Genomic DNA, 12513 nt, shown 5'->3' with positions numbered 1-12513 from the left:
CCCATGACCTGGGACACACGGACCCGCGCGCCCCCCGACCGGACCCGCGCGGGGTCCGGCCGGAGGCGCAGCGGACGGGTCAGGCCGGGGCGAGCCCGCGGCGGGCGCGGAACCGCTCGGCGGCCGCGCGCCAGCGCTCGCACTCGGGGACCGGGAGGTCCAGCCAGGGCTTGCCGGAGCCGACGTAGTGGACGATGCCGCCCTCGCCGACCCGGTCGTACGTCGGCCAGGCGTTCCACTGCTCGGGCAGCGCGGCACGGTTCGCTCCGGCGTAGGCGTTGAAGACGTCCTGGTCGTTGAGACCGTAGGCGGTCGCCATCGGGACGAACTCGTGGCTGAAGCGGTCGGCGCGCAGGCGGGCGAGGTCGAGGACCAGCACGCCCGCGTTGAAGGTGCGGGCGCCGTAGGCGTGGCGGGCCGCCATCGCCCGCCGCAGGTCGGAGGCGGCCTGCGCGGACAGGTCGTTGCCGGCGTTGCGCCAGTGCAGCGCCTGGGTCACGAAGCTGGACCGGGCCGCGAGCGGGTGCCCCGCCAGGTCGGTGCGGGCCAGCTCGCAGACGTCACCCTGCACGACCGTGTCGCCGTCGACGTATGTCACCCGGTCGAGGTGGTCGAGCACCTCGGGCAGCAGCAGGCGGTCCATGGTGGCCACGGTGATGTGCTTGATCATCCGCGAGACCTCGCCGTAGTCGATGCCATCGCACGGCAGGAACGTCATCGCCACCTCCGGGAAGGACTCGGCGAGCCACTCCTCGTAGGCGGTGCCGACCTCGCGGGTGGTGATCCACAGGCGCAGCGGGCCCGAGGCGTTCTCCACCAGGGTGGACAGCGCCACCGGCACGATGTCGCGGAAGTTGGCGTCGGTGCTCATCGCGATGTCGGTGACCTCGCCCTCCACGACGACCTCGTGGGGGCCGTAGCGACGGGAGCCGGCGCGCACGGCGGCCACCGCGGCCTCGACGTCGAAGTCCTCCAGCGGCGTGTCCAGGGGCGCGGCCAGGCGCTCGCGGGCCTCGCGGACCAGCGGCGCGGTCACCTCGCGCCAGTGGGCGCGGATCCGGTCCTCGGACTCGCCGGCGAGCACCAGCTCCCAGGCGCCGGCGAGCAGCGCGCGGATGCTCTCGCGCATCCCGAGCAGCTCGGGGCTGTCCGGGCGCATGCCGAGCAGGCCGTCGTAGCGCACGTCGCCGGTCTTCGGCGGGAGCAGGCGGGTCGGCACGCCGAGCGAGGAGGCCGGCAGGTAGCAGTGCAGGCGGCTGGTCACCAGGCGCCGGAAGCGCTGCTGGTAGTCCTCGAGGAGGTCGATCGCGGCGCGCACCCCGTCGACCAGGCCGATCATGCGGTACTCCGGGCCGTCGTGGCGCACGATCTCGACGGACTCGGCGGAGTCCGCGACCTTGCGGGCCTGGCGCGGGCGCAGGTCGACGGCACCGACGATGCGGTTGCCGTCACCGGGGGTGCGGTCGGGGAACACCGCGTCGCTGGTGGTGGTCAGGCAGCCGGTGAAGAACGCCTCGACGTCGGCCGAGAGGAGCAGGTCGACGGTCGTCCAGTCGCGACAGCCGATCGGGCCGTTGGCGCGCAGGTAGTCGAGGGTCTCCTCGTCGAGCAGGCCGAGGTCGTTGATGTGGAAGGAGACGAAGAGCGGCTTGACGTGCGGGTGGTACGGCATGCCGTAGCGCACCTGGAACGACGGGTGCATGTGCCAGCCGAAGACCACCGTCCAGGTGTCGGGCGGCAGCTGGTCGCCGACGCTGAAGTCACGGTTGACCTCGACCAGGCGGACCTCGGCGTCACCGCCGGGCAGCTGCAGCTCGGGACGCACCCGGCCCTGCACCTCGGTGGCGAGCTCGCCCAGGCCGCCGGCACCGGTGAACCGGGTGCCCCGGAACCGGGCCAGGTTGCCGAGCAGGGCGAGGGTCTGGACGTAGTCGCCGACGTTGCGCGAGGCACGCTCGACGTCGGGCTGGTCGTAGCTGATCAGGCCGACCGAGATGGTGCCGGCCGGCAGCTCCTCGGCGGGCTCCGGCTCGATCCAGCGGCGCAGGTTGTCGAGGGCCTGCACGGCGCGCTCGGGGAGCTCCTCGGCGCGGGCACGGGCCGCGGCGGCGGCCCGGGCGGCGTCCTCGGTGCGCCCGAGCACGACCAGGCGACCGGCCAGCTCGACCCACACCTGCGGGTCCTGGGCGGGGTCGGCCACGGCGAGCGCCGCGATCGCGGCGGCGCGGTCGTCGCCCTCGGCCGTGCGCAGGGACATCGCCGCGGTCATGGCCTCCACGGGCGCGAGGGTCGCGAGCACCGTGTCGTCGACCTCGCTGAAGCGCTCCCAGGCGAGGTCGGCGCGCCCCATCGCCGCGAGCAGGACGACGCCGTCGCTGACCGTCAGCGCCGTCTCGCCCTCGGGGTGGTGGCGCAGGCTCAGCGCGAGCGCCCGAGCCTCGTTGACAAGCCGCGCCTCGCACATCGCCCGCACCGCCGCGACCTGCGCCTTCGGCAGCGGGTCGCCGGCCAGCAGGCGCTCGGTGAGCACGGAGAAGCCGAGCGCGCGCCGGGTGGCGCTCGCCATCTGCTCGAGCACCTCGGGGTCGAAGCGCACCTCGGCGGCCGAGCGCGGCAGCGCGTCACGACCGAGCAGCTGGCGTCCGAGGCCCCAGTAGGTGCGCACGAACGGGTAGCCGGCACTGCCGGGGACGATCACGTCGGTGTCGGTCCCGGCGGCTGCCTGGTCCGCCTCGCCCCCCTGGGCTGCGGCGCCGCCGTTGCTCGTGGCCAGGCGCTCCGCGGCGGAGGCGGCGGCAGCGGTGCGCGCACGGAGGGACCGAGCCGCGCGACGTACGACGTCGCGGGACTCCGGCAGGGACGGAAGGGGGGACATGTGACCTCTTCGTTGAGACTGCGGTAGACCGACCATGGACGGTATCGCGCGGGGGGCGTCATCGCTGCGCCCACAGGTAGGTTGCGGGACGTGAGATTGCTCCGCCGCCGTCCGAGGAACCCTGTCGTGAGCCTGGTCGTTCCTGCCTACGACGTCGCCGACTTCCTGCCCGCCTGTCTCGACAGCATCCTCGCCCAGACCTTCGAGGACCTCGAGGTGGTCGTCGTCGACGACGGCTCGCCGGACGCCTCCGGCGACATCGCCGAGGCCTACGCCGCGCGCGACCCCCGGGTGCGGGTGCTGCACATCGCCAACCGGGGCCTCGGCGGGGCGCGCAACGAGGGCATGCGCCACGTGCGCGGCGAGCTGCTCGGCTTCGCCGACTCCGACGACCTGCTGCCGCCGGACGCGATCGCGCGGATGGTCGAGGCCCAGCGCGCGGACGGCGCCGACTTCGTGGTCGGCGGCGTCGAGCGGCTCCATGGCGACGGGGCCGACGTCGAGCTCGTCGGGCTGCCCTGGATGCGCCGGCTGCATCGCGAGCGGCGCACCGTCGCCATCGAGGAGCACCCCGAGATCCTCGGCGACGTGTTCGCCTGGAACAAGCTCTTCCACCGCGACTTCGTCGCCGCCGGGGCGCTGCACTGGCCCGAGGGGCTGCGCTACGAGGACCAGCCCGCCACCACCGAGGCCTACCTGCGCGCGCGCCGGTTCACGGTGATCCCCGAGGTCGTCTACCACTGGCGGCTGCGCGAGGACGGCGGCTCGATCACCCAGCAGCGCGCCACCCTGGCGGACCTGCGCGACCGGTGGCGGACCAAGCAGATGAGCCTCGACGCGGTCCAGGCCCACGGCTCGGCGAAGGTCACCCGGATCTTCCGCAACCGGGTGCTGCCCGGGGACCTGGCGCGCTACTTCACCGAGATCCCGGGCTGCCAGGACGAGTGGTGGAAGGAGCTGCGGGAGGGAGTCGCCCACTTCTGGGACGCCGAGTGGCCGATCACCGACACCCGGATGGCGCCGGTCTTCCGGCTGGTCGGGTGGCTGGTCCTCCAGGACCGTCGCGAGGACGCCGCGGCGGTGGTGACCTACGCCCGCGAGCTGGGCCGCCCTCTGGACCGGGTCCGCGAGGCCGACCACGTGCGCATCGACGTCCCGGTCCTCGACCTGGCGGGTGTGGATCCCGCAGCGCTGCGCCTGCACCCCGAGGAGACCTGAGCGAGCCGAGCCGCCGCGCCGCGGTGCCCGGTCAGGAGACCAGGCCCTGCTCCTGCAGCCACTCCTCGGCGACGTCGTCGGCCTGCTCCCGGTCGACGGTGACCCGGGCGATCAGATCGCCGAGCGTCTCGTTGTCGAGGGCGGCCATCAGCTCGTCGAGGCGCTCCTCGACGTCCGGGTGCTGCTCGAGGAACTCCTGGCTGATGAGCGGCACGAGGTTCTGCGCGGGCTGGATGGACTCGTCGTCCTCGAGGAGCACCAGGCCCTGGTCGTCGAGCGTGCCGTCGAGGGTGCCGGTCTGGCCCAGGTCGGCCTCGCCGTCGAGCACCGCCTTGAAGGTCTGCGGCGAGGCGAAGCCCAGCGGCAGCACCTCGGTGACGTCGATGCCGTAGGTGTCGACCAGCCCGGCCTCGCAGTCGGGCCGGCCGGGGCAGTCCTCGGCCGCGGCCAGCACCACCGAGCGGCCCTCGAGGTCGGACAGCGCGGTGACGCCCTCGCTGTCGGCGAACTCCTGGGTCACGAAGTAGGCGTTCTGGGAGGTGGCCGGGGACGGCTCGAGCAGTACCAGGCCCTTGTCCTCGAGGAGCGGGGTGACCGCCTCCACCGTCTCGGTGGTGTCGCTGGTCGTGATCGGCTCGGCCTCGGCGCCGTTGACGGTGGTGTTCATGAAGTCGGCGATGCCGCCGACGTACTCCGGGGCGACGTCGACCTGGTCGGGCATCTGGTTGACGTAGATGTCGCGGCGCCCGACCTCCTTGACGGTGACGTCGTAGCCGGCGTCGTCGAGGACCTGCTCGTACATCGCGGCGACCAGGACCGCCTCGTCGAAGTTCTGGGTGCCGATGGTGACCTCGCCCCCGGCCTGGGCCGAGGCGGAGGTCGAGGGCTCGTCGTCCTCGGCGAGGTCGTCACCGGCGCAGCCGGCGGAGAGGGCGAGGGCGCCGACAGCGGCGAGCGACAGCAGGGAGCGGCGTACGTGCATGGGTCCACCTTCGTGCGGTCAGCGACCGGGCTCCCCGGCCGGGGACTCCACCCTAGGGGCGTGCGCCGACGCTGTCCCCCGCCTCACCGCGCGCCGGTGCGGCGTCGCGAGCCGCTGCACCAGCGCCGCGAACACCTCCAGGCCGAGCGCGACGATGGCCACCACCACCGCCCCGGCGATGCCCTTGCCGTAGTCGTTGGCCGCGAAGCCGTCGGTGATCACCCGGCCCAGCCCGGGACCGGCGACCAGGGCGGCGATCGTGGCGGTCGCCCAGACCTGGACCAGCGCGAGGCGCAGGCCCGAGAGCACCAGCGGCAGCGCCAGCGGCAGCTCGGCGCGGGCGAACAGCTGCCAGCCGGTCATCCCCATCCCGCGTGCGGCCTCGACGACGTCGCCGGGCACCTCACGGACCGCGACGTAGGCGTTGGTGATGATCGGTGGGAGCGCGAACAGGGTCAGCGCGATCAGGGTCGCCAGCCCGGCGCGGCCGTAGGGGCCCAGGGAGGCGGTGCCGGGCCAGTCGGCGGTCACCAGCAGCGCCAGCAGGGCGAAGGTCGGCACCGCCCGGCCGATGTTGGACACGTTGATGGCGAGGAAGCCACCCCGGCCCAGGTGGCCCAGCGCGAGCGCGACCGGCAGTCCGATCAGCGCCGCGAGGGCCAGCGCGGTCACGCTGAGCAGCAGCTGCTCGAGGAGGAGCGCCAGCATCCCGCCGCTGCCGGTCCAGCTGGCGGGGTCGCTGAGGTAGGCCCAGGTGTCGGCGAGGATCCTCACGGGCGCGCTCCCCTGGTCTCCCTGCTCCAGGGCGTCAGCAGCCGTTGGGCGCCGACGATCAGGGCGTCGAGGAGCAGCGCGAGCAGCACGCACAGCACGGACGCGGTCAGGAGCTCGGCGCGGAAGTCGCGCGCGACGCCGTGGGAGATCAGGTTGCCGAGGCCGCCGTAGGACACCAGCGTGCCGACCGTGGTCAGCGCCACCGTGGAGACCGCGGCGACCCGCAGCCCGGCCATCAGCACCGGCAGTGCCAGCGGCAGCTCGACCCCGAGCAGCAGCCGGGTGGGGCCGTGGCCCAGCCCGCGCGCCGCCTCGCGCACGTCCTCCGGCACCGCGCGCAGGCCGTCGAGCACCGCCCGGACCAGGATGGTCAGCGCGTAGAGCGCCAGCCCGAGGATCACGGTGGCCGCGGACAGCCCGGTGAACGGCAGGAACAGCGGGAAGAGCGCGAGCGAGGGGATCGTGTAGATCCCGGTGCTGACCCCCAGCACCGCCGACTCCAGGCGCGGGTAGCGGCGGGCGATCAGCCCCAGCGGCAGCGCGACGGCGACCGCCAGCAGCAGCGCGGCCAGGGTGATGGTCACGTGCTGGGTGGTCGCGTCGATGAGCTCCTCGCGGCGGTCGGTGACGTAGTCCCAGCAGAACCAGTCGTTGCGCAGCTGGCTGTAGCAGGTCGGCCCGCTGGCCTGCTGCACGGGCGCTCCGGGCGACAGTAGGGTCACCGCATGGACGCTACCGGCACTCCGGACGCCCCGGCGATGATCCGGCTGAGGGGTGTCGCGAAGACCTACGACGACGGCACCCGCGCCGTGCAGGACCTCGACCTCGAGGTCCGCGCGGGCGAGCTGGCCTGCCTGGTCGGCCCCTCCGGGTGCGGCAAGTCGACGACGCTGAAGATGGTCAACCGGCTGATCGAGCCGACCCGGGGCACCATCGAGGTCGACGGCCGCGACGTCACGCACGGCGACCCGGTGGCGCTGCGCCGCAGCATCGGCTACGTCATCCAGCAGGTCGGGCTGTTCCCGCACCGCACCGTCGAGGCCAACGTGATGACGGTGCCGCGGCTCCTCGGCCGGGCCGGTCGGGGCGCCCGGCGCAACCGCGAGCGGGCCCGGGAGCTGCTGGAGCTGGTCGGGCTCGACCCCGCGGCCCACGGCGGGCGCTACCCCCACCAGCTGTCGGGCGGTCAGCGGCAGCGGGTGGGGGTCGCCCGCGCCCTCGCCGCCGACCCTCCGGTGCTGCTGATGGACGAGCCGTTCGGCGCCGTCGACCCCGTCGTACGCCTGCGCCTGCAGGACGAGTTCCTGCGCCTCCAGCGCGAGCTGGGCAAGACGGTGCTGCTGGTCACCCATGACATCGACGAGGCGGTACGCCTCGGCGACCGGGTCGCGGTCCTCGCCGCCGGTGGCCGGCTGGCGCAGTACGCCACCCCCGCGGACCTCCTCGCCCGGCCGGCCGACGACTTCGTCGCCGACTTCGTGGGCTCCACCAGCGGCCTGCGCCGGCTGCGGGTGACCACCGTCGACCCGGCCCTGCTCGAGCCGCTCGACGGGGTGCGCGCCGGCGACCTCGGCGGCGCCATCGACGTCGGCGCGACGCTGGAGGAGGCGCTCGCCGCCATGCTGCGCGACGACCGGCCGATGGTCGGCGTCCGCGATGGGGTCAGATTCCTCGGCGTACTCACCCCCGCCGGCGTGCACCGCACGCTGCGCGCCAGCCTGCGGACGGCCTGACGCTCCTCGGCGACCGGTGGCCCGGGGTTGCGCAGAACCGCCCCCGGCCGCGCCCCGGGTGGTGCCCCCCGGAGGGGCGAGGCTCAGTCGGGTACGACGACGTCCCGGTGCCAGGACTCGGTGATGTAGCGGGTCTCCCAGCCGAGGGAGGTGTAGAGCTTCTCGGCGCCGGTGGAGGAGTCGGCGTCGACCTCGAGGCCCACGCGGTTGCGGCCGCGCGAGGCGGCGTCCGCGATGATCGTGTTGAGCAGGCCCTTGGCCACGCCGCGACCGCGGGCCGAGGCGCGCACGCCGATGTAGGAGACGTAGGAGCCGTCGGGGCCCTCGGTGCTCTCCGAGACGGTGCCGATCAGCGCGCCGACCGGCTCGGGCGTGCTGCCGTCGACGAGCTCGGCGAGCCACCAGTGGTCCCAGCGGTGACCGGGGTCCTCGCGCAGCCGGTGGATGAACTCGTCGAACGTCTCCTCGCGGGAGTTGAAGTGGTCGAGGAACGCCTCCTCGAGCACGTCGTGCACGGCACGCAGGTCGTCCTCGTCGGGCATCCCGTCCGCGGCGCGACGTACCTGCCGGAAGCGGACGCCGCGGTCCTCCCACAACTCGATGTCCGGCACCTGGGCGGCCTCCTCCGGGCCCACGGGGCGGCTCATCTGCCACCAGGTGCGGACCTGCTCGAAGCCGGCGTCGGCGAGCCACTTGTGCTGGCGCTCGTCGTCGGCGAAGGCGCCGGTGTCGATCTGCTGGAGCTCCAGCCCGCGTGCGGCGCCGACGGCCTTGGCCTGGCCGACCGCCCACTCGACGAGGACGTCGGAGCAGGCCTGGGCGACCCGCTCAGGCAGGTCGCGCTCGACGATGTGGACGTAGAGCATCCGGCCACCGGCGCGGTCGTGGACGCTGCCCCAGGCCCGGATCTCGCCGGCCTCGTCGCGGACGACGACGTTCTCGCGGGTGCGCAGTCCCTGCTCGGAGACCTCGACCAGCACGTCGTCGACACCCGAGCCCGCCCAGCCGCGCCCGTGGCTCTCGTGGGCACGCAGCAGGTGGGTCAGCCGGGCGATGTCGAAGCGGTCTCCGGGGTCCGGGCTCGCGATCTGCCACCCGTCGGGGAGGCTGGGAGCCTCCGCCACGAGCTGGTCGGGATCACTCTCGAACCGGGAGTCCTGGGGAATCACAGTCATTGATTCTGCCCGACCGGCCCAGGGGTACACCCGGTGGGACCGTGAAGGAGGTCACCCGGGCGGGCGGGATCCGCCGGCGCGTCGCGCCGGGGATCGAGGTGTCAGGCGCGCTTGCGGACCAGCTCGGCCTCGCGCCAGGCGGCGGTGACCGTCTCGAGCTCGGCGCGCAGGACGAGGACCTCCTGCTCCAGCTCGACCATCCGCACGATGGCGTCGGCGGCACGCGACTCGGCGTCGTCGAGACGGGCCGTGATGCGGTCGCGCTCGTGCTCGGCGACGTCGCCGCGCCGGGCCTCGGCGTTCATCTTGCGGGTGACGTCGGCGGCCCGCTTCTGGGTGGCGCCGAGCTCCTCCTGCAGGACGACCAGGGTCTCCTCACGCTCCGCGATCCGGCTCTGCATCTCCTCGACGTACGCCGCGTGCTCGGCCGTGCGCTCCTCGGTGAGGCGCCGGTAGGCCTGGGCCTGCTCGGCACGGTCCCGCGCGGCGTCGCGGCGCGACTGGAGCAGCTCGGAGTGGGTGATCTTGGTGGCCGCGGCGCCCAGCAGCACGCCCAGCGGGGCGGCGAGGCAGACCAGCAGCCACGAACCGCTCAGCACGGCTCCGATCACGGCGACCGCGGCGATCACGAGGAGCGAGACCGCGACCGTCAGACGGGTGCTGCGCTGACGTCGACGGGTCACTCGTGATGCGGTTGCGGAAGCCATGGGGATCAGGTTAGGCGTCTTCGTCGTCGGAACGGACGCGACACGCACGTTCGAGGAGCAGCCCGCACACGATGATCGCCACACCGGCCAGGACGGACAGTCCGGACCACAGGATCCGGGCGCGCGCGAGGTCGCTGTCGACCCCCAGCCAGCTGACGGCGTACCCGCCGTAGCCGCCGGCGAGCAGCGCGCCGACGTAGGAGCAGGCGCGGGCGAGCGCGAGGCGGTTGAGGGCACGTCGCGGGTCCAGCCGCTCGTGGCGCACCTGCACCGCACGCCAGGTGAACCAGGCGGCGAGGCCGAGGATCAGCGCCACGACGAGGAACGCCGCGGGCTGCACCCACGTGACCACGGGTGCGTAGCCGCGCACCGACTCCACGAGCGGGTGCAGCAGCCAGCCGCCGATCAGGCCGACGACCGCGCAGGTCGTCAGGACGGCCGGCGAGGCCGGGCGGACCCGGCCGCCGCCCGGGGGCCCCGGGGGGTCCTCGTCGGGCGGGAGCGGCGGCTGGTCACGCACGTCGGTGCGCGCCGGTCACTCGACGACGAGCTCGAGGTCGTCGCGCCGCACCAGGCCGTCGACACCGACCTTGGCGAGGAGCTCGGAGATCGGGCCCTTGCCGGGCAGCTCGGCGTCGGGCTCGAGGTCGAACCACGGCTTGAGCACGAACGCGCGCTCGGCGGCACGCGGGTGCGGCAGGCGCAGGAAGTCCTCGTTGCTGCGTCGGTCGCCGACGGCGATCAGGTCGACGTCGAGGGTGCGCGGGGCGTTCGGGGTCTCGCCGCGCTCGCGCTCGAAGGCGTCCTCGATCGCCAGCGCGCGGTCCATGAGGCGCGTCGCGGCGAGCGTGGTGTCGATGAGCAGGATGGCGTTGAGGAACGGCTTCGCCTCCGGCGGGCAGTCCACGGGCTCGGTCTCGTAGACCGGCGAGACGGCGGTGACCCACACGTCGGGGGTGTCGGCGATCGCGTTGATCGCGCCCTGCAGGCTCGCCATCCGCTCGCCGAGGTTGGATCCCAGCGCCAGGACGGCGCGACGGATCGGACGCATCTCACCGGTGAGGGTGTCGGCGTCGATGATGTGCGGGTTGGGAGTCTCAGTCACTTGTCGGCCTCGCGTCTACGGGTGATCGTGAGGGTTACGTCGGTGAACGTTCCCTCGATGGGTGCGTTGGGCTTGTGGACCGTGACCCGCGCCCATTGAACACGCAGGTCCAAGAGGCAGACATCGGCGATGCGCTGGGCCAGGGTTTCGATCAGGTCGACCGGATCGTTCTCCACGGCGGTCCTCACCGCGGCCACGAGACTTCCGTAGTCGACGGTGTCGTGCAAGTCGTCCGAGCCGGCGGCCGGGCGGGTGTCGATGCCGAGCACGAGGTCGATGACGAAGGTCTGTCCCTCGCGCCGCTCGAAGTCGAAGACGCCGTGGTGGCCGAGGCACTCGATGCCGAGGACGGCCAGCTCGTCAGGGTCGCCCGGGGGGCTGGCAGCGGGTGTCCGGAGTGTTCCGGGGGTCACGACGGGTCCTCTCGGTGGTACGGCGGGGTGGTGAGCATCTGGTGGGCGGCGAGGGCGTCGCGACTGGCCCGGACCTCGTGCACCCGCACGCACCAGACCTGCTCGCGCGCGCAGTGCAGGGTGATCGCGACGTTGGCGTACTCGCGCTCCCCCACCGGTCTCGGCTCCCCGTCAGGATCGGCGAGCAGCCGGCCCAGGAAGGTCTTGCGGCTGGCGCCGACGAGCACCGGGAAGCCCAGGTCGCGCAGCCAGGACAGGTCGCGCAGCAGCTCCCAGTTGTGCTCGCCGATCTTGGCGAAGCCCAGCCCGGGGTCCAGCACGACCTGCTCGTCGCGCACACCGGCGGCGCGCATCGCCTCGACGCGCTGCGAGAGCTCCTCGCGCACCGCCGCGACGACCCCGCCGGGGCCGTCGTAGCGGGCGAAGTCGTTCATGTGGTGGGAGTGCGCGCGCCAGTGCATCGCGACGTACGTCGCCCCGGTCGCGGCGACCACGTCGAGGATCTCGGGGTCCGCCAGGCCGCCGGAGACGTCGTTGACGACGACCGCGCCGGCCTCGATCGCGGCCGCGGCGACCTCGGCGCGCATGGTGTCGACCGAGACCACCGCACCCGCGGCCGCCAGCTCGGAGATCACGGGTACGACGCGGGAGAGCTCCTCGGAGACCAGCGGCCGGGTCGAGCCCGGCCGGGTGGACTCACCGCCGATGTCGAGCAGGTCGGCGCCCTCGGCGAGCAACCGGCGGCCGTGCGCCACGGCCGCCTCCGGCTCGACGTAGCGGCCGCCGTCGGAGAAGGAGTCAGGGGTGACGTTGACGATGCCCATCACCGCGGGACGGGTGAGGTCCCGGAGCTCGGGGGGCAGCGTCGACACGGCCTTGACGCTACCGGGCCGCGGACGGCGCCGGCACCACGGGTCAGCGGCGCGGGCTGCTGATGAGCGCCATCGCCTCGCTGCGCGTCGCCGGCTCGGTGAGCATCGTCCCCCGCACCGCGGAGGTGATCGTGCGGGCGCCGGCCTTGCGCACGCCGCGCATGGTCATGCACAGGTGCTCGGCCTCGATCACGACGATCACGCCGCGCGCCTCGAGGATCCGCATCAGCGCGTCCGCGACCTGGCTGGTGAGGCGCTCCTGCACCTGCGGGCGCTTGGCGTAGACGTCGACGAGGCGGGCCAGCTTGGACAGCCCGGTGATCTTGCCGGTCTCCGCGGGGATGTAGCCGACGTGGGCCACCCCGGTGAACGGGACGAGATGGTGCTCGCACATCGACCACAGCTCGATGTCACGGACCAGCACCATCTCCTCGTGGCCGAGGTCGAAGGTGGTGGTCAGCACCTCCTCGGGGGTCATCCGCAGGCCGGCCGTCAGCTCGGCGTAGGCGCGGGCCACCCGCGCGGGCGTCTCCCGCAGGCCCTCGCGCTCGGGGTCCTCGCCGATGGCGTACAGCAGCTCGCGGACGGCCGCCTCGGCGCGCGGGTGGTCGTAGGCGGGGAGCTCACCGGGAGCGCGGTCGGGAAGGCTCACCGGGTCC

At 73.6% G+C, this 12513-nt stretch carries 13 protein-coding genes; 2 read left to right on the top strand and 11 right to left on the bottom strand.

Going from position 1 to position 12513, the window contains the following annotated elements:
* Nucleotides 1-79 precede the first annotated feature (79 nt).
* A complete protein-coding gene (locus HBO46_RS01935) occupies nt 80-2875 on the bottom strand; it encodes a glycosyltransferase (RefSeq protein ID WP_166137480.1) in 2796 nt (931 codons plus the stop codon).
* 126 nt (nt 2876-3001) lie between these two features.
* On the opposite strand from HBO46_RS01935, the gene HBO46_RS01930 reads away from it, so the two are divergent.
* Entirely contained in the window at nt 3002-4093 is a 1092-nt protein-coding gene (locus HBO46_RS01930; RefSeq protein WP_224769330.1) for a glycosyltransferase family 2 protein, read from the top strand.
* A 31-nt stretch (nt 4094-4124) separates the two neighbouring features.
* Here HBO46_RS01930 and HBO46_RS01925 read toward each other — a convergent pair whose 3' ends face one another.
* From HBO46_RS01925 to HBO46_RS01915, 3 genes are read right to left on the bottom strand one after another with little or no spacing between them, the layout of a single operon-like run.
* Nucleotides 4125-5075, bottom strand: coding sequence for an ABC transporter substrate-binding protein (locus HBO46_RS01925; protein ID WP_166137483.1), 951 nt, complete (start codon nt 5073-5075; stop codon nt 4125-4127).
* Between the two features lie 18 nt (nt 5076-5093).
* The gene (locus tag HBO46_RS01920) at nt 5094-5849 is read right to left on the bottom strand and encodes an ABC transporter permease (protein WP_224769329.1); all 756 of its coding nucleotides are present in this window, start codon (nt 5847-5849) and stop codon (nt 5094-5096) included.
* Nucleotides 5846-6571 carry an ABC transporter permease gene (locus tag HBO46_RS01915; protein ID WP_224769328.1) on the bottom strand — a complete coding sequence of 242 codons (726 nt, stop codon included), beginning with the start codon at nt 6569-6571 and terminating at the stop codon, nt 5846-5848. The genes HBO46_RS01920 and HBO46_RS01915 overlap by 4 nt, the downstream gene beginning before the upstream one ends.
* Nucleotides 6572-6574: 3 nt before the next feature.
* Between HBO46_RS01915 and HBO46_RS01910 the strand changes: the two genes are divergently transcribed.
* A complete protein-coding gene (locus HBO46_RS01910) occupies nt 6575-7582 on the top strand; it encodes an ABC transporter ATP-binding protein (RefSeq protein WP_224769327.1) in 1008 nt (335 codons plus the stop codon).
* A gap of 83 nt (nt 7583-7665) precedes the next feature.
* On the opposite strand, the gene HBO46_RS01905 is transcribed toward HBO46_RS01910, so the two are convergent.
* The 7 genes from HBO46_RS01905 to folE all read right to left on the bottom strand — a co-directional run bounded on the left by HBO46_RS01905 (nt 7666) and on the right by folE (nt 12506).
* The gene (locus HBO46_RS01905; RefSeq protein ID WP_166137486.1) at nt 7666-8757 is read right to left on the bottom strand and encodes a GNAT family N-acetyltransferase; all 1092 of its coding nucleotides are present in this window, start codon (nt 8755-8757) and stop codon (nt 7666-7668) included.
* A 101-nt stretch (nt 8758-8858) separates the two neighbouring features.
* Nucleotides 8859-9464, bottom strand: a complete 606-nt coding sequence (locus HBO46_RS01900) for a hypothetical protein (protein ID WP_166137489.1) — start codon at nt 9462-9464, stop codon at nt 8859-8861.
* A 10-nt stretch (nt 9465-9474) separates the two neighbouring features.
* Nucleotides 9475-9984 (bottom strand): DUF3180 domain-containing protein, encoded by a 510-nt coding sequence (locus HBO46_RS01895; RefSeq protein ID WP_166137492.1) that lies wholly within the window; start codon nt 9982-9984, stop codon nt 9475-9477.
* Between the two features lie 15 nt (nt 9985-9999).
* Nucleotides 10000-10569, bottom strand: coding sequence for a 2-amino-4-hydroxy-6-hydroxymethyldihydropteridine diphosphokinase (folK, locus tag HBO46_RS01890; RefSeq protein ID WP_166137495.1), 570 nt, complete (start codon nt 10567-10569; stop codon nt 10000-10002).
* Entirely contained in the window at nt 10566-10982 is a 417-nt protein-coding gene (gene folB / locus HBO46_RS01885) for a dihydroneopterin aldolase (protein WP_166137498.1), read from the bottom strand. The genes folK and folB overlap by 4 nt, the downstream gene beginning before the upstream one ends.
* Nucleotides 10979-11806, bottom strand: coding sequence for a dihydropteroate synthase (folP, locus tag HBO46_RS01880; RefSeq protein ID WP_166137852.1), 828 nt, complete (start codon nt 11804-11806; stop codon nt 10979-10981). The genes folB and folP overlap by 4 nt, the downstream gene beginning before the upstream one ends.
* A gap of 91 nt (nt 11807-11897) precedes the next feature.
* Nucleotides 11898-12506 (bottom strand): GTP cyclohydrolase I FolE, encoded by a 609-nt coding sequence (gene folE, locus HBO46_RS01875; RefSeq protein ID WP_263457783.1) that lies wholly within the window; start codon nt 12504-12506, stop codon nt 11898-11900.
* Nucleotides 12507-12513: the final 7 nt, after the last annotated feature.

Origin of the sequence: Nocardioides ochotonae, assembly GCF_011420305.2 — a bacterium.
Lineage (GTDB): Bacteria > Actinomycetota > Actinomycetes > Propionibacteriales > Nocardioidaceae > Nocardioides > Nocardioides ochotonae.
The sequence above is the reverse complement of the archived record's forward strand: the minus strand, read 5'-3'. Positions and strand labels throughout refer to the sequence as shown.